The sequence below is a fragment of the Lysinibacillus sp. NPDC093197 genome, from assembly GCF_044754025.1.
Lineage (GTDB): Bacteria > Bacillota > Bacilli > Bacillales_A > Planococcaceae > Lysinibacillus.
Map to the genome: position 1 here is coordinate 1 of NZ_JBIVOH010000007.1, position 17,700 is coordinate 17,700.

General features: G+C 36.7%; 14 protein-coding genes. 7 read left to right on the plus strand and 7 right to left on the minus strand.

Going from position 1 to position 17,700, the window contains the following annotated elements:
• Positions 1–273: 273 nt before the first annotated feature.
• From ACIP9G_RS16835 to dnaA, 7 genes are all read right to left on the minus strand, one after another.
• Positions 274–1,362: an HD-GYP domain-containing protein gene (locus ACIP9G_RS16835; protein ID WP_340821507.1), complete on the minus strand. Its 1,089-nt coding sequence runs from the start codon at positions 1,360–1,362 to the stop codon at positions 274–276.
• 147 nt (positions 1,363–1,509) lie between these two features.
• Positions 1,510–3,984, minus strand: coding sequence for a DNA gyrase subunit A (gene gyrA / locus ACIP9G_RS16840; RefSeq protein WP_401020867.1), 2,475 nt, complete (start codon positions 3,982–3,984; stop codon positions 1,510–1,512).
• A gap of 25 nt (positions 3,985–4,009) precedes the next feature.
• Complete coding sequence (gene gyrB / locus ACIP9G_RS16845) at positions 4,010–5,944, minus strand: DNA topoisomerase (ATP-hydrolyzing) subunit B (protein ID WP_340821509.1); 1,935 nt, start codon at positions 5,942–5,944, stop codon at positions 4,010–4,012.
• Positions 5,945–6,035: 91 nt separating this feature from the next.
• Positions 6,036–7,151, minus strand: coding sequence for a DNA replication/repair protein RecF (gene recF, locus ACIP9G_RS16850; RefSeq protein ID WP_340821510.1), 1,116 nt, complete (start codon positions 7,149–7,151; stop codon positions 6,036–6,038).
• A gap of 3 nt (positions 7,152–7,154) precedes the next feature.
• Positions 7,155–7,379: a S4 domain-containing protein YaaA gene (yaaA, locus tag ACIP9G_RS16855; RefSeq protein WP_340821511.1), complete on the minus strand. Its 225-nt coding sequence runs from the start codon at positions 7,377–7,379 to the stop codon at positions 7,155–7,157.
• Positions 7,380–7,551: 172 nt separating this feature from the next.
• A complete protein-coding gene (dnaN, locus tag ACIP9G_RS16860) occupies positions 7,552–8,688 on the minus strand; it encodes a DNA polymerase III subunit beta (protein ID WP_340821512.1) in 1,137 nt (378 codons plus the stop codon).
• A gap of 168 nt (positions 8,689–8,856) precedes the next feature.
• Entirely contained in the window at positions 8,857–10,206 is a 1,350-nt protein-coding gene (dnaA, locus tag ACIP9G_RS16865; protein ID WP_340821514.1) for a chromosomal replication initiator protein DnaA, read from the minus strand.
• 555 nt (positions 10,207–10,761) lie between these two features.
• On the opposite strand from dnaA, the gene rpmH reads away from it, so the two are divergent.
• The 7 genes from rpmH (at position 10,762) to rsmG (ending at position 17,636) form a co-directional block, all read left to right on the plus strand.
• Positions 10,762–10,896: a 50S ribosomal protein L34 gene (gene rpmH / locus ACIP9G_RS16870; RefSeq protein ID WP_004233310.1), complete on the plus strand. Its 135-nt coding sequence runs from the start codon at positions 10,762–10,764 to the stop codon at positions 10,894–10,896.
• A gap of 94 nt (positions 10,897–10,990) precedes the next feature.
• The gene (gene rnpA / locus ACIP9G_RS16875; protein WP_340821516.1) at positions 10,991–11,335 is read left to right on the plus strand and encodes a ribonuclease P protein component; all 345 of its coding nucleotides are present in this window, start codon (positions 10,991–10,993) and stop codon (positions 11,333–11,335) included.
• Between the two features lie 240 nt (positions 11,336–11,575).
• Entirely contained in the window at positions 11,576–12,346 is a 771-nt protein-coding gene (gene yidC / locus ACIP9G_RS16880; protein WP_340821518.1) for a membrane protein insertase YidC, read from the plus strand.
• On the plus strand, positions 12,343–13,155 hold the full coding sequence (gene jag / locus ACIP9G_RS16885; RefSeq protein WP_340821519.1) for an RNA-binding cell elongation regulator Jag/EloR: 813 nt from the start codon (positions 12,343–12,345) through the stop codon (positions 13,153–13,155). Before yidC ends, jag begins: the two co-directional genes overlap by 4 nt.
• Before the next feature lie 303 nt (positions 13,156–13,458).
• The gene (mnmE, locus tag ACIP9G_RS16890) at positions 13,459–14,844 is read left to right on the plus strand and encodes a tRNA uridine-5-carboxymethylaminomethyl(34) synthesis GTPase MnmE (protein ID WP_401020874.1); all 1,386 of its coding nucleotides are present in this window, start codon (positions 13,459–13,461) and stop codon (positions 14,842–14,844) included.
• Positions 14,845–14,871: 27 nt separating this feature from the next.
• On the plus strand, positions 14,872–16,767 hold the full coding sequence (gene mnmG / locus ACIP9G_RS16895) for a tRNA uridine-5-carboxymethylaminomethyl(34) synthesis enzyme MnmG (protein ID WP_401020877.1): 1,896 nt from the start codon (positions 14,872–14,874) through the stop codon (positions 16,765–16,767).
• A gap of 152 nt (positions 16,768–16,919) precedes the next feature.
• Complete coding sequence (gene rsmG / locus ACIP9G_RS16900; protein ID WP_340821525.1) at positions 16,920–17,636, plus strand: 16S rRNA (guanine(527)-N(7))-methyltransferase RsmG; 717 nt, start codon at positions 16,920–16,922, stop codon at positions 17,634–17,636.
• The last annotated feature ends 64 nt before the right edge of the window (positions 17,637–17,700 follow it).

The following is a 17,700-nucleotide window of genomic DNA, read 5'->3' on the forward strand; positions in this document are numbered from 1 at the left end:
ATGTCCAAAATTTTGTTTCGTTCACTAACGAAGTTAGCTAGTAAAAACTATATTGATTACGTTTTGCTTGTTCAGTTTTCAAGGTTCATTTTGTTTCGTTTTGTGTGTCACCTCTTGGCGACTCATTAATAATATCAAGTTTCATAATCTATGTCAACACTTTCTCTAAAAAAAATAAAATAGTTTTTAATAACATTAATTCACTCTTATATTACAGCAAGTTAATAAGGCAATCAGAACCTTAATGACTGCCTTATTAATACTTTGTCGACGCTATTCATTTGTAATTATTCGTGAAATATAAAAAGTACGGTTTTTACCTAAATCAAAAATCTCACCAGTAATACTTAATTTAACTATTGGGCGAGTTGGAGCATATTTGTTAACGAACATTACTTCCCCGCGCTCTAAATTTGAAAGCTCAATAATTGTACCAATAGGTAGGTCTGCCACTAAATCAATCAGTGCTCTTACTACTTTAATATCAAACTTTCCAAACTCCGACTCATTAATCATTTCTATAACTTTAAACGACGATTGTTTAGATCGATAGATACGCTCACATGTCATAGCATGAAAAACATCCGCAACAGCAATGATTTGTGCAAAGATAGATATATTAGCGATTTTCTCACCTTTAGGATAGCCGCTTCCGTTTAAGCGCTCATGATGCTGGAAAATAGCTTCTTTTATTGTATCTTTTAAGATTGTTAAATCCTTTATCATGTTGTAGCTATATATAGGATGTTTATAAATCTCTGCAAATTCTTGTTCGGTTAAAGTCGTTTTTTTATCTCGAATACGCGGATGAATTTTAGCCATTCCGCAATCTGCTAATAAACCACCAATTGCAATTTGAATCGTTAACCCTTTATCATAACCTAATTTTTGAGCAATAACAGAAGAAATCAAAGCTGTAGCTACACAATGATGATATAAATAATCTTTAGGGCTAGAATACTCGTTTAAATTAAAAATTACAGTACGATCTTCTAATACCATATCCAGTAAAGGCAAAATAATTGTACGAGCTTTTGTAATATCTACCTTTGCACCAGCCTCCCAATTTTTGAACTCCCTTTTAAATTGTTCCACAGAATTGTCGTATACTCTTTTAAAGGTTGGGATAGCTTCCGGTTGTATAGCTAAATCTATTTCTTTTTCGGTTTCTACTAAAACATCCTTCACATTATCTTTATATACAGGCGCTCTTGAAATATTGAATGCACTAAAAACTTGTAAATGTTCATGGGATACTACTGTATCTTTAAAGATAATAGGATATTGTGTATTAGCAAAAATATCTTCAGAAATAACTTTTCCTAAACGTAATTCTGAAATTGGGATATGTACCGTTTCCACGAAATTAAACACCTCTTTACTATTTCACTTACTTAAACTAAGGTCTATTAATATATTATCACGAATTTCAAAATTATTACTTATTTTTCATGATATATAATAAAAACCGATGAGCAGCAACAAGGGCTGTCTTCATCGGCCTTTTTTTTATTCTTCTATTTGTTCATCTTCATCTTCGTCGGACACATCTTCATCTTCTTTTTCTACTTTTGCTACAGTAGCAACCAGTTCGTCATCTCCTAAACGAATTAAACGAACACCTTGAGTACTACGACCGATTAATGAAATATCATTTATATCCATACGTATAAGCATTCCGTTGATTGTAATAAGCATTAAATCTTCAGAACCATCCACAGTTTTAACAGCTACCATAGGACCGTTTTTGTCGGTAATTTGAATTGTTTTTAAACCAACGCCACCGCGACTCTGTAAACGATACTCCTCTTCGGTTGTACGTTTACCATAGCCTTTTGCGGTAACAACTAAAATTTCTTGTCCTGGTTCAACAATTTCCATTCCAACTACTTCATCGCCGTCACGTAGTTTAATACCACGGACACCGCCTGCTGTACGACCCATTGATCGAATATCATCTTCTTGGAAACGAACAAGCATCCCATCACGTGTACCTATAATAACTTGTTTTATACCATCCGTTAAACGAACAGCAATTAAATCATCATCTTCTCGTAAACTAATAGCAATTAAGCCATTTGTACGGATATTAGCAAATTGCGATACTGGTGTACGCTTCGTAATACCTGTTTTCGTCGTAAAGATAAAATAAGCATCCTTATCAAATGAATCAACGCGAATCATTGCAGTAACTTTTTCACCTTTATCGATGTTGAGTAAGTTAACGATAGGTAAACCTTTAGCTGTACGGCCATACTCAGGAATTTCGTAACCTTTTGCACGGAATACTTTCCCCTTAGTTGTGAAGAATAAAATCGTATCATGCGTAGAAGTATTCATAAGATGTTCTACGAAGTCATCATCGTTTGTACCCATTCCTTGTACACCACGGCCACCACGCTTTTGACTGCGGTATGTATTGGCAGCTAAGCGCTTAATATAACCATTATGCGTTAAAGTAACAACAGAATTTTCTACAGGAATTAAATCTTCATCTTCAATCATTTCCATACCGCCAGATGTAATTTCTGTACGACGGGCATCATTGAAGCGCTCTTTAAGTTCTAATATTTCAGTACGAATAATCTCAACAATTTTAGCTTCGTCAGCTAAGATTGCTTTTAATTCAGCAATTAGCACTTGCAACTCTTGATATTCTGCTTCAATTTTTTCTCGTTCTAATCCACTCAAACGGACTAAGCGCATATCTAAAATGGCTTGCGCCTGACGTTCAGATAAATTAAATCGCTCCATTAATTGTGGTTTTGCTTCTTCACCACTACGAGAACCACGAATAATCGCAATAATTTCGTCGATATGGTCAAGTGCAATACGTAAGCCCTCTAAAATGTGTGCACGATCTTCCGCTTTCTTTAAGTCAAATTCAGTACGGCGTCGAATAATGACTTTTTGATGCTCTAAATAATGATACAGCATCTCTTTTATGCCCATTACTTTTGGTTGACCATTTACTAACGACAGCATATTAACACCAAAGCTTGATTGCATCGCTGTTTGTTTATATAAATTATTTAAGACTACATTAGCATTTGCATCTTTTCGTACTTCAATAACTACTCGCATACCACGGCGGTCAGATTCATCACGTAAATTTGTAATGCCATCGATTTTTTTATCGCGTACTAGCTCAGCTATCTTTTCGATTAGTTTTGCTTTATTTACTTGGTAAGGTAATTCATGAATAAGAATTGTTTCCTTACCATTAGATTTTTGTTCAATTTCTACTTTAGCTCGAATAATAATTGAGCCACGGCCGCTTTCGTAAGCACGGCGAATACCACTACGTCCTAAAATTATCCCACCTGTTGGGAAATCCGGACCTGGAATGATTTCCATCAATTCTTCGGTTGTAATAGCAGGATTTTCAGATAGTGCTAACACTCCATCAATCGTTTCCCCAAGATTATGTGGAGGAATGTTTGTTGCCATACCAACGGCAATCCCCGCTGCACCATTAACTAATAAGTTTGGATAGCGACTTGGTAAAACAATTGGTTCTTTTTCAGAGCCGTCATAGTTATCTGTGTAGTCAATTGTGTTTTTATTTATGTCACGAAGCATTTCCATTGCAATACGAGACATACGTGATTCTGTATAACGCATCGCCGCAGCTCCGTCACCATCGACAGAACCAAAGTTCCCGTGACCATCAACTAGCATGTAACGATAACTAAAATCTTGCGCCATACGTACCATTGCATCATAAATAGAGGAGTCACCATGTGGATGGTATTTACCCATTACATCCCCAACGATACGTGCTGATTTTTTATACGCTTTATCTGCTGTATTACCTAGCTCTTGCATGCCGTATAAAATACGACGATGAACTGGTTTTAATCCGTCGCGCACATCTGGTAATGCACGCGAAACGATTACACTCATTGCATAATCGAGGAAGGATGTTTCTATTTCTTCTGTTATATTAACTCCTTTTACACCGGAGCGTTCTTGTTCTGACAAAGTGTAGACCTCCCCTCAAGAAAAATTAAATATCTAAATTAGCGTATACTGCATTTTCTTCAATGAATTGACGACGAGGTTCTACTTCATCGCCCATTAAGCGTTCGAAAGCTTCATTTGCTTTAATCGCATCATCTAATTCTACTTGTAACAATGTACGGTGCTCTGGATCCATCGTTGTATCCCATAACTGCTCTGCATTCATTTCCCCAAGACCTTTATAACGTTGAACAACAGGCTTTGGCATACTTGATAATCTTCCTAAAATCTCTTGTAGCGCAATATCATCATAGCAATATTCAACATGCTTACCTTGCTTCACTTGATAAAGTGGTGGCTGTGCAATATAAATATAGCCAGCATCTACTAGCGGTCTTAAGAAACGGAAGAAGAATGTTAAAAGTAACGTACGGATATGCGCTCCATCTACGTCGGCATCCGTCATAATAATAATTTTATGATAACGGGCTTTTTCTAAATTAAATTCCTCACCAATACCAGTACCGAATGCTGTAATCATTGCTCGAATTTCTGCATTCGATAAAATTTTATCTAATCGTGCCTTTTCAACATTCAAAATTTTACCACGCAAAGGCAAAATGGCTTGGAAATGACGGTCACGTCCAGATTTTGCTGAACCACCGGCAGAGTCACCCTCTACAATGTAAATTTCACATTCTGCAGGATTTGTAGAAGAACAGTCCGCAAGTTTACCAGGCAAACTTGATACTTCAAGCGCTGATTTACGGCGTGTAAATTCACGAGCCTTTTTCGCTGCTACACGTGCACGAGCAGCCATTAAGCCTTTATCAATTATTTTACGTGCTACAGTTGGATTTTCTAACATAAAACGTTCAAATCCATCTGAGAATAATGCATTCGTTATTTGGCTTACTTCTGAGTTACCGAGCTTTGTTTTCGTTTGTCCTTCAAATTGCGGATCAGGATGCTTAATAGATACGATAGCTGTTAATCCTTCTCGAACGTCTTCACCTGTAAGGTTGGCATCAGCTTCTTTTAATAAACCATTTTTACGTGCGTAATCATTGATAACACGAGTAAGAGCTGTTTTAAAGCCAGACTCATGTGTACCACCCTCGTACGTATTAATATTATTAGCGAATGAGAATATATTCGAAGAAAAGCCTGCATTATATTGCATTGCAATTTCAATTGAAATACCATCCTTTTCACCAAGAACATCGATTGGTTCATGGATAGGCTCTTTAGATTTATTTAAGTGCTCTACATAAGAACGAATACCACCCTCATAATGATATGTAGTAGAACGAATCTCATCTTCACGCTCATCTGCAATTGTAATTCGAATACCGCGATTCAAATATGCTAGTTCGCGAATACGATGTGCTAAAATATCGAATTCATAAACGGTTGTTTCTTTGAAAATTTCTGGGTCTGCTTTGAAACGAGTAGTTGTTCCGTTATGATCTGTTTCGCCAATAACAGTTAATTCTTGTTTAGTTTTGCCACGTTCGAATTTTATTTCATGAATATGTCCCTCACGGTGAACTTGGACGATTGTCTCGATTGATAAAGCATTTACAACCGACGCCCCTACACCATGAAGACCACCAGATACTTTGTAACCCCCACCGCCGAATTTACCTCCGGCATGGAGCACTGTCATAATTACTTCGACAGCTGGTTTACCCATTTTTTCTTGAATACTAACAGGAATTCCTCGTCCATTATCTTCTACACGAATCCAGTTATCTTTTTCAATCGTAACTGAGATATCAGTACAAAATCCTGCAAGTGCTTCATCAATACTATTATCAACGATTTCCCACACCAAATGGTGAAGTCCTTTAGAGCTTGTTGAACCGATATACATCCCAGGTCTTTTACGAACCGCTTCTAAACCTTCTAATACCTGTATCTGATCGGCTTCATACGCTTGATCTTGTAAACCTTCGTTTTCTATAGCCACGGCTTCCATCTACTCCTTCATAACATCATTGTGTGTAAATGAATGAACAGTCAACCGAGCTGACTATTACCATTCTTTTATAATCTAAAAAACTCCCTGGCTAACTTTCTTCAATCGCACCTTGTTTCACGTGGAACAGCTGTGCATGTTCCATCGTCTCATGATGAATTCCGTCAACACTTGTAGTCGTTACAAAGGTTTGGACTTCACCCTGAATGGTATTTAATAAATGCGATTGGCGATAATCGTCGAGTTCCGACAATACATCGTCTAAAAGTAGAATGGGTGTTTCATTTGTTTCTTGTTTAATTAACTCAATTTCGGCAAGCTTTAATGATAAAGCAGTTGTACGTTGCTGCCCTTGGGAACCATATGTTTGCACATCATAGTTGTTCACCAAAAATTGCAAATCATCTCGATGTGGACCAACCATAGTGACGCCACGATCAAATTCACGATCCTTAACCTCTATTAGCTTTTTAAGCAAGAGATCTTCAATTTCACCAGTCGTCTGTCCTTTATCAATACCTGCTACGGTGCGGTATTTAATAACTAAAGTTTCCTTACCTTGTGAAATTCCTGCATGAATTGGTTCTGCCCACTCCTGTAACAAATCCATAAATTGAAATCTTTTTCGAATAATTTGGGTAGCTGCGTGAATATACTGCTCATTATAAACATCATACATCACGTCGTTAGTCATTACCTTGCCCTGATTCATCTTCAAATAGTGATTACGTTGTTTTAAAATCTTTTGAAAGGTTAATAAATCATGTAAGTAGACTGGCGAAATTTGGCCAATCTCCATATCGATAAAACGTCGACGTATTTGTGGACTTCCCTTTACAACATTCAAATCTTCTGGCGCAAACATCACTACGTTCATTTGACCAATATAATGGCTTAGGCGACTTTGTTCAATATGATTAATCTTACCTTTTTTGCCCTTTTTCGTAATACTAAGCTCTATCGGTAAAATACCATGCCTTTTTTGAACGGCCCCTTCTATTTTACCATAGTCTGAATCCCAACGTATCAATTCTTTATCGTTCGTCGTACGATGCGATTTAGCCATCGCTAAAACGTAGATAGATTCCATGACATTTGTTTTACCTTGGGCATTTTCACCAATAAATACATTTATTTTCGGCGAAAAATTTAACGCCAATGCGTCATAATTACGGTAATTTGTAAGTTTTAACTGCTCTATATGCATAATTTATTGTCCAATAGGCCCAACAATTCGGAATCGGCCAGATCCAGGGATATTTACAACATCTCCGTTACGTAATTTGCGACCACGGCGATCGTCTACCTCGCCATTTACGTAAACATCATTTTCGTGTAAAAACCATTTGGCCATTCCACCTGAGCTAATAGCATCGGTCATTTTTAAAAGTTGCCCTAATGTGACAAACTCTACGTCGATTTCAATGTCTTTCATAGCTGTGTTACCCTCCAAATACAGAATGTCTATCTCTCTATCATACCTAAAAATACATCATAAGTAAAAAAAGATAGCCGCAACTAGCGACTATCCCAAAGTTTATCCAAATAAAGTAAACGTAACACAAATATCTTTTCTCAGCATTGCTCAACTAATAAAAATTAGAGGATCAATATGTTCGTACTGGTAAAATTAATTGTAGAATTGCATCATCATGGACAGAACGTAAAATAAACGGTCTCATTGCGCCTGTAAATTGAATCACTACATCTTGGCCATCAATTGCTTTCAATGCTTCCATCATGTATTTCGCGCTAAAGGAAATTTTTAAGTTTTCCCCTTCTAATGCTTCAACAAGTATTTCTTCTTGTACTTTACCAATCTCCGGAGAATTCGATGAAACTTCAACCGCTTGACTGTCTAAAATTTCAAATCGCACGACATTATTACGATCACCTCGCGCCACAAGTGATGCACGATCGATTGCTTGTAACAATGCTTTACCGTTAATCGTTACATTTGTTTGATATTCTTCTGGAATTAAACGTGATGTATCTGGATAGTTACCTTCAAGCAAGCGAGAGAAGAATAATACATCTCCTGTTTTAAATAAAACTTGCTGACTTGTAATAACAATTTGGACAAGGTTTGTAGAGTCTTCTAACACTTTGTTTAACTCATTTAAACTTTTACCAGGAATGACAACGCTATGTTCAACTTCTGGTAAGTCTTCTAATTGTACTTTACGTCTTGCTAAACGATGGCTATCTGTTGCAACACAGATTAATGCTTCATTTTTTATCTGCCAGTTTACACCTGTCAACACCGGTCTGCTTTCTGAAGTAGCAACAGCAAATACTGTTTCACGGATAATTGATTTTAGTAGGTCTGCAGGTATAGTAAATTTTTGATCTTCGGTTAATTCGGGTAATAAAGGATATTCAGCTGCATCTGAGCCAATTAAATGGAATTCAGATTTACCTGAGCGAATATGCGTTTGGAAACCTGTTGTAACTTGAAGTTCTACCTCATTTGTTGGTAATTTACGTACGATTTCATTGAACATACGTGCTTGTACAACAATTGAACCTGTTTCTGTAATGTGAATAATTTGTTGTCCATCTTCTTCTACTGGGATAAATGTTTGAATTGTAATATCAGCATCACTACCAGTTAAACTAATTCCTTCGTTTGTCACATCAATTTTAATTCCCGTTAATATTGGAATAGTTGTTTTTGAACTTACTGCTTTCATGACATCATTTAAACCTTCTAGTAAACGGTCACGTAAAATATCAAATTTCATTTCTTTTCCCTCACATATTTATATTATTTATTTATTTAAATATAAAAGATATAGTAATAGGCCCTGTGGATTTGTGGATAAGTGCTTCTATGTGAATAAAATCAGTCTATCCACATGTAGATAGACTGTGCATAAGTTTGTGTTTAAATATTTGAGTTGTCCACAAGATTATTTCCCTAGCATGCTACGAATTTGTTTAATATCTTGTTGCAACTGGGTGTCATTTTTCAACAACGAAGATATTTTTTCATGAGCATGAATAACTGTAGTATGATCACGACCACCAAATTCTTCGCCAATTTTCGGCAATGAGAAATCTGTTAATTCGCGCGATAAAAACATCGCAATTTGTCGAGGAAAGGCGATTAGTTTTGTTCGTTTTTTAGCTGTAAAGTCTTCTAAACGAATATTAAAGTGCTCTCCTACGGCATTTTGAATGTCTAAAATAGTTACAGTTCTTGGCTTCGTATTAGGAATAATATCTTTTAACGCTTCAGCGGCTAATGTAGCATTAATATCTTTGTTAACTAGCGATGAGTAAGCTACGACACGAATAAGCGCACCTTCAAGCTCCCGGATATTGGAGTCAATCTGGTTCGCGATATAGAGCATTACCTCGTTTGGTACATCCAAACCGTCCGCTTTAGCTTTTTTTCGTAGAATCGCAATACGTGTTTCTAAATCTGGTGGTGCTATATCAGTAATAAGCCCCCATTCAAATCGAGAACGTAAGCGATCCTCTAAAGTAGGGATTTCCTTTGGTGGACGGTCACTAGAAATGACAATTTGTTTTGATTCTTCGTGTAATGTGTTAAAAGTATGGAAAAATTCTTCTTGAGTAGATTCTTTTCCAGCAAGGAATTGAATATCATCAATTAGCAGAACATCTACATTACGATATTTATTGCGAAAATCGAGTGCTTTATTATCACGAATAGAGTTAATAAATTCATTCGTAAATTTTTCTGATGATAAGTACACGACTTTTGCATTTGGATTATGTTCTAACACATAATGGCCAATAGCGTGCATTAAATGCGTTTTGCCAAGCCCTACTCCCCCATATATAAAGAAAGGGTTATAAGCCTTTGCAGGGGCTTCAGCGACAGCTAATGATGCAGCATGAGCAAAGCGGTTTCCAGAGCCAATAACGAACGTATCAAATGTATATTTCGGGTTTAACATTCCTGGTGAAATATCATGATGGTCGTTATTTTTAGCTTGGATAATCGGCGCTGGTAAGTCAAAATCGTCCGAATCCTGGTTTTTTTGAACAACAAATTTAATAAGCAAGTCTTCGCCTGTTAGCTCCGTTAATATACCTGTAATCAAATGAATATAATGATTTTCAAGCCAGTCTCGAGCAAACGAATTTGGCGCGGCAATTGTCACTGTCGAACCACTTCCATTGTAAGAAAGTAATTTTGTAGACTTTAGCCACGTTTCAAAGCTTGGTTTAGAAATTTTTTGTTCAACTTGAGCCAGGACATTATTCCATAATTCTTCTAAATGTTCCAAGCTGCTATTCTCCTTTACAGTTCAATACATATACAGCAATAAAAAAAATATAGTGCATTTATGTGATAAGTAAATACGTTCATTTTACGACTAATCCACAAAATCACAAGCTGTGGATAATACTTAACCAAAGGCTGTGATAAAAATTATCCACAGCATATCAACAGTTGTGGATAAAAGAATAGTTCGTTTTAGTTTTCAACAAAGTGAAGCACAGTAATCGTATCAGAAAAACAAAGCCATTTCAATAGTTTATGAAACTTATCCACACAACCTTGAATTACTCACTATTGAGTTGTCCACAAGCACTGCTTATGTGAAAAAGCTGTAGATAACCGTTGTGGATAAAAAATAAGGCAAAAAATACTATACACAGGTCTGTGTAAAAAAAACAAGTATTCTGTGGATAATTTAAAAGAGGGAAATTAAAAACATAGATTAGACGGATTAAAAGAATTTTTTAAAATTCATTGACAAAATAGCTGTTTACTTTATATAATATGCAGGTCTGTATGTTGAAAAATTCAACTTTCATTCAGGAGGTGTCTATATACAATGAAACGTACTTACCAACCAAAGAAACGTAAGCACAGCAAAGTTCACGGTTTCCGCGCACGTATGAGCACGAAAAACGGTCGCAAAGTTCTTGCTGCTCGTCGTCGTAAAGGAAGAAAAGTTTTATCAGCATAAAATAAGTCCACTGAGCCACATCAGTGGTCTTTTTTTTCTTTATTTTTTGAAGCCGATAAGGATCAAAAGTATAATTTAGTAGCAGGTGAAAGTAATGAAAAAACGCCAACGAGTGAAAAAGAATGAGGATTTTCAAAAGGTGTTTAAAAAGGGTAAATCTTTCGCGAATCGACAGTTTGTCGTTTATTTTTTCCCAAAAGAGGGACAAACAGAATTTCGTGTAGGTTTATCAGTTAGTAAAAAACTTGGTAATGCGGTAACACGCAACCAAATTAAACGTTATATTCGACAAAGTATTCATGAATTAAAAGATGAACTAAAGCCGAATATGGACTATGTTATTATCGCCAGACATCCGGCGGCCACTATGGATTTTCATGAAGTGAAACAAAGTTTGCAGCATGTACTACGAATTGCTAGAGTATTGAAGAAATCGTAATACATACGGCAACCAAAGTGGCGATAAAGTACACTTATAAAAGATTCCACGATAACTTTTGTAAATTTAGTAAACACTTTACTGCATGAGCCTATAATAATTGGCATATTTAGTAGAGTGAAAGCTAATTTGCATGATAAAATAACTGATAACTTTATTCAGAGTCAAAATGATTAAATTGAATAAAGACAACGCATATAGATTTAAGAAAAGTGAATAGTAATTGTAGGGGGAAGACGGTTGAAGAAACAACTTTGGGTGATTTTGTCGCTAGTATCAGTAGCATTACTACTATCTGGATGTACAGAATTTAATGAACCAATATCCAAAGAAAGCCAAGGCTTCTGGAATGAATTCATTGTTTGGCCGCTAGTATCAGCAATTAAATATTTTGCTGATTTACTTGGTACGTATGCATGGGGGATTATTGCGGTAACAATTATTATTCGTTTAGCAATTCTTCCATTGATGATTAAACAAACGAAGAGCTCTAAAAAAATGCAAGAAATTCAGCCAAAATTGAAGGAATTGCAGAAGAAGTATGCTTCTAAGGATGCACAAACACAGAAACAGTATCAGCAAGAAATGATGAAGCTGATGAGTGAGTCCGGTGTAAACCCAGTTGCTGGATGTTTACCGGTAGTCATTCAAATGCCAATTTTAATTGGTTTCTATCATGCGATTAGTCGAATGAATGCTACACCCGCTTTTGATTTAGGAAATTTCTTTATCTTCCCATTAGCAGAATCTGCGCCTGCTTTGGCAATAACTGCTGGTATCATGCAATTTTTCGTGTTACGTACGGGTCCAGCAATGGATAACCCTCAAATGAAAATAATGATGTATATTATGCCATTCATGATTATCGGTTTTGGTATGGCGTTACCAGCTGCATTATCACTATATTGGGTAATCGGGAATATTATCTCGATTCTTCAAAACCTGTATATTTATAAACCTTGGCAAAAAAATAAAACACAACCTGCTCAAAATGGAGGGGCTAAAAAGTGAAACAACTTACGCAAATAGGCGCAACAACACAAGAAGCGATCTCATTGGCGTTACAGAAACTTGGCAAAACCCGTGAACAAGTAGATGTTGAAGTTTTACAAGAAGGTAAAAAAGGATTTTTAGGTTTTGGAGCACGTTCTGCAGAAGTGCGTGTGACTGTAAAGGAAGTACAAGTTCGTCCAACTACAGAAACAGAAATAGTAGCTGAGCAAGGCAATACGGCTACTGAGCAATTGAACGAACAAATGGTAGTGGATGACGTTGAAAAAATAAGTTCACAAGTTTCAGAACAACCAATGGATATTGAAGCTATTCAACAAGTAGTTAAAAAAGAGGAAGAAGATCACTCTATAAATCCAATTGAAGAAGCAAAAGCTTACCTAGTAAGTATAGCTAAGCAATTGGACATTCAAGATCTTGAAATTGAAACAAAGCGCGAAGGTAAATATGTGATGTTTCAATTGAATAGTGAGAAGGCAGCGCTGCTTATCGGGAAACGCGGTCAAACGTTAAATTCCTTGCAGCAATTAACACAACTTGTATTAAATAAAACGGCTAAACAGTTCCTAATGGTTAAATTAGACGTTGAAAACTACCGAGAACGTCGCCAAGTAGCCTTAGAGCAACTGGCGGATCGTATGGCTGATAAGGCACTTCGTTTAAATCAACGTGTGGCATTTGAGCCGATGCAATCATACGAAAGAAAAATTATTCATAATCAATTAGCGAATCGCCTTGATATTGAAACATATTCAGAAGGAACAGAACCGAATCGCTATTTAGTTATTGAACCAGTAAAGAACGCTTAGGCTCTCTTTACGAAAAGGCATACAGACATATGCTATAAAAAAAACGGTCATTTTATCATAGATAAAGTGGCCGTTTTTTACTGTCTTATAAGCCAAATAATATGTGTAACAATACAACAAGTCGTAAAATGTCGGATATTGCATGTTTCAAAGCGAAATAGATGAAGGATTAATAATTTAAGCTTATCCACAATTGGAAATTATCCTTACTTTAGATTTTATCGAAAATATGTTAGTCTAAGATGTTAGAAAGTGTTGATCGGTTAATTATCCACATGTGGATAACGTTGAGGAGGTAATGAAATGGAGTTCGATACAATTGCTGCGATATCCACACCTATGGGTGAAGGTGCTATTGCTATAGTTCGCTTAAGTGGAGATGAAGCGGTAGCCATTGCAGATAAAATATTTAAATCGCCTGGTGGGAAAAGTTTAACGCAGCAGGCTTCACATACAATTCATTATGGGCATTTAGTGGATCCTAAAACAAATGAGGTAGTAGAAGAAGTTATGCTATCGTTAATGCGAGGACCGAAAACGTTCACGCGTGAGGATGTAATAGAGATCAATTGTCACGGAGGACTTGTGTCAGTTAATCGAGTATTAAAATTAGTATTAACGAATGGTGCAAGACTTGCAGAGCCTGGTGAATTTACAAAACGTGCATTTTTAAATGGACGTATTGATTTATCGCAGGCTGAAGCGGTGATGGATTTAATTCGAGCGAAGACAGATCGTGCGATGAATGTAGCACTTGGTCAAATGGATGGGAAATTATCTCGCCTCATTGGTGATTTACGCCAAGCATTGCTAGAGACATTAGCGCAAGTAGAGGTTAATATAGATTATCCAGAGTATGATGATGTAGAAGAAATGACAGTGCCCGTATTGCTTGAAAAATGTACATGGGTGCGTAATGAAATTATTAAACTTTTACAAACTTCTTCTCAGGGAAAAATTTTACGTGAAGGCTTATCGACTGTTATTTTAGGACGACCGAACGTAGGGAAATCTTCACTTTTAAATAGTTTAGTGCAAGAAAATAAAGCGATTGTGACAGATATAGCAGGTACAACTCGTGATATTATAGAAGAGTACGTAAATGTACGTGGCGTACCTCTTCGTTTAGTCGATACGGCCGGCATTCGTGAAACAGAAGATATTGTAGAGCGAATTGGTGTTGAACGTTCTCGTGAGGCGTTACAAAGCGCAGATTTAATTTTATTCGTATTAAACTATGCGGATGAATTAACGATTGAGGATGAGCGTCTTTTCGAAACAATTGAGGCGATGGATTATATCGTCATTGTCAATAAAACAGATTTACCGCAAAAAATCGATTTAGACCGTGTAAAAGAATTAGCAGGTGGTCATCGTATTGTGACAACGTCTCTTTTACAAGAAGAAGGAATAACAGAATTAGAGGAAGCAATTGCAGCATTATTCTTCGAGGGTCAAATTGAAGCGGGCGATTTAACATATGTATCAAATGCACGTCATATTGCATTACTCCACCAAGCGCAAGCGACCGTAGAGGACGCATTAGCTGGAGCACAGGCTGGAGTACCGGTTGATATGGTGCAAATAGATGTAACAAGAACTTGGGAAATACTTGGTGAAATTATTGGGGATACAGTGCAAGAAAGCCTAATAAATCAGCTGTTTTCACAGTTCTGTTTAGGAAAATAATTCTACTAGAGAAGGGAAGATACGAGCATGCCAACACAATATGAGGCAGGCACGTTTGATGTGATTGTTATTGGAGCAGGTCATGCAGGCGCAGAAGCCGCTTATGCTGCTGCTAAAATGGGCGCTAACACGCTCATGTTAACAATTAACTTAGATATGATTGCATTTATGCCATGTAACCCATCCATTGGTGGCCCTGCAAAAGGGATTGTCGTACGTGAAATTGACGCACTAGGTGGAGTCATGGGGAAAGTTATTGATAAAACGCATATTCAAATGCGTATGTTAAATACAGGGAAAGGTCCAGCTGTACGTGCTTTACGTGCCCAAGCGGACAAAGTTTTATATCAAAACGAAATGAAACGCGTGTTAGAAGAAAACGAAAACTTAACTATTCACCAAGCTATGGTGGAAGAGCTTATTATAGAAGAAGGCGAAGTAAAAGGTGTTATTACACAAATTGGTGCTATTTATCGTGCCAACGCAGTAATCGTCACAACAGGTACATTCCTACGTGGTGAAATTATTATTGGTGACATGAAATATTCAAGTGGTCCAAACAACCAACAGCCTTCAATTCGCTTAGCGGATAATTTAAAAGAATTAGGTTTTGACCTTGTACGCTTTAAAACAGGTACTCCGCCTCGTGTAAATAGCCGTACAATTGATTATTCAAAAACAGAAAAACAACCAGGTGATGATGTCCCACGTGCATTTAGTTTTGAAACAACTGAATTCATTATGGATCAACTTCCTTGTTGGTTAACATATACAAGCCCTCAAACACATGAAATTATTGAGGCTAATTTACATCTTTCACCAATGTACTCAGGTATGATTAAAGGAACTGGCCCGCGCTATTGTCCTTCAATCGAAGATAAAGTAGTGCGATTTAATGATAAGCCGCGCCACCAAATCTTTTTAGAGCCAGAAGGACGCAATACACGAGAAGTCTATGTACAAGGTTTATCGACAAGCTTACCTGAGCATGTACAACAGCGTTTGCTAAAATCAATTCCAGGTTTAGAACAAGCTGAAATGATGCGTGCAGGCTATGCTATTGAATACGATGCCATTGTTCCAACGCAATTATGGCCAACTTTAGAAACAAAACGCATTAAAGGTTTATATACAGCAGGCCAAATTAATGGAACATCTGGCTATGAAGAAGCAGCTGCTCAAGGCTTAATGGCAGGGATGAATGCTGCTGCCAACGTTCTTGGTAAAGAAGAGCTGATTTTAAGCCGTTCAGAAGCTTATATTGGTGTCTTAATCGATGATTTAGTAACGAAAGGTACGAATGAGCCTTATCGTCTCCTAACATCTCGTGCTGAATATCGTTTACTACTGCGTCATGATAATGCAGATTTACGCTTAGTAGAACACGGTTATAAAATGGGTATGTTATCAGCGCAACGTTACGAAAAGTTCATGGAGAAAAAATCATTAATTGAAAATGAAATTGCACGCCTTCGTGAAGTCATAATTAAACCGAATGAAGCAACGCAATCTGCCATTCGCTCTGTAGGTGGTAGTGAACTGAAAGATGGAATTCGAGGAGCAGATTTATTAAAACGTACGGAAATGCACTATGATTTAGTCTCTTCATTAATACCAGCTGATATTGAATTTTCGGATGAAATAAAAGAGCAAATCGAAATTCAGCTAAAATATGAAGGTTATATTGAAAAGGCATTGCAACAAGTTGAAAAGCTTCATAGAATGGAAAATAAAAAAATTCCAGAAAACATTGATTATGACGCCATTTCAGGTCTTGCAACAGAAGCACGACAAAAATTAAAACAAGTAACGCCACTTTCTATTGCACAGGCGTCTCGAATTTCTGGTGTAAACCCTGCAGACATTTCGATTTTACTTGTTTACATCGAACAAGGAAAAATCGCGCGTGTAAGTGGCGAATAATAGAGGAACAGCAAAGTGAATAAGAGGCGGGCATACCATTGTGCCCGCTTCCTATTTTTAGGCTATATTATGCCTCAAGGTTGATTGCTTCCTACTAGGCATGACAATCAGCAATAGACTATACTGAGCCAATTTTTAAAAGGAGACCTTACATGAACGAACAACAATTTATTGAGGCATTGAAGGACAAGGGCATCGAGCTTTCTGAAAAGCAAGTTGCACAGTTCAAAAAGTATTTCGAACTGCTTGTCGAGTGGAATGAAAAGATGAACCTAACTGCTATCACAGATTTTGAAGGGGTCTATTTAAAACATTTCTATGATTCAATTAGTGCCTCGTTTTATTTTGATTTTACAAAGGTAACAACAGTTTGTGATGTAGGAGCAGGAGCTGGTTTCCCAAGTATTCCTATTAAAATCTGCTTCCCACATTTACAAGTAACAATTGTAGATTCTTTAAATAAACGAATTACATTTTTAAATCATTTAAGTGATGAATTACAGTTAGACCATATGAATTTTGTTCATGCACGCGCAGAGGAATTCGGTCAAAACGTAAAATATCGTGAGCAATTTGATGTTGTGACAGCCCGTGCAGTAGCTCGCTTGTCTGTACTATCAGAATTATGTGTGCCATTAGCAAAACAGGGTGGTTATTTTGTTGCATTAAAGGCTTCTGCAGGTCCTGAAGAATTAAAAGATGCAAAAAAAGCATTGAGCACTTTAGGTGTTTCACTAAAAGAAGAATATTCTTTCTCTTTACCTGTTGAAGAAAGTGAACGTACTTTATATGTTTTTGATAAAATAAAAGGAACACCAAAAAAATACCCGCGTAAACCTGGTGTACCAAATAAAACACCTATTCAATAATTAGTGTTTCATGTGAAACTTCTCAAACTGGAAAAATATTTTCTCTAGTTTGAGCATACATACT

What these genes read in the sequence shown, in the direction of transcription:
- mnmE (WP_401020874.1), top strand. Translation starts at nt 13,459, where the DNA reads ATGGAGTTCGATACAATTGCTGCGATATCCACACCTATGGGTGAAGGT.
- recF (WP_340821510.1), bottom strand. Translation starts at nt 7,151, where the DNA reads ATGCATATAGAGCAGTTAAAACTTACAAATTACCGTAATTATGACGCA.
- gyrB (WP_340821509.1), bottom strand. Translation starts at nt 5,944, where the DNA reads ATGGAAGCCGTGGCTATAGAAAACGAAGGTTTACAAGATCAAGCGTAT.
- mnmG (WP_401020877.1), top strand. Translation starts at nt 14,872, where the DNA reads ATGCCAACACAATATGAGGCAGGCACGTTTGATGTGATTGTTATTGGA.
- dnaN (WP_340821512.1), bottom strand. Translation starts at nt 8,688, where the DNA reads ATGAAATTTGATATTTTACGTGACCGTTTACTAGAAGGTTTAAATGAT.
- rsmG (WP_340821525.1), top strand. Translation starts at nt 16,920, where the DNA reads ATGAACGAACAACAATTTATTGAGGCATTGAAGGACAAGGGCATCGAG.
- rpmH (WP_004233310.1), top strand. Translation starts at nt 10,762, where the DNA reads ATGAAACGTACTTACCAACCAAAGAAACGTAAGCACAGCAAAGTTCAC.
- rnpA (WP_340821516.1), top strand. Translation starts at nt 10,991, where the DNA reads ATGAAAAAACGCCAACGAGTGAAAAAGAATGAGGATTTTCAAAAGGTG.
- yaaA (WP_340821511.1), bottom strand. Translation starts at nt 7,379, where the DNA reads ATGAAAGACATTGAAATCGACGTAGAGTTTGTCACATTAGGGCAACTT.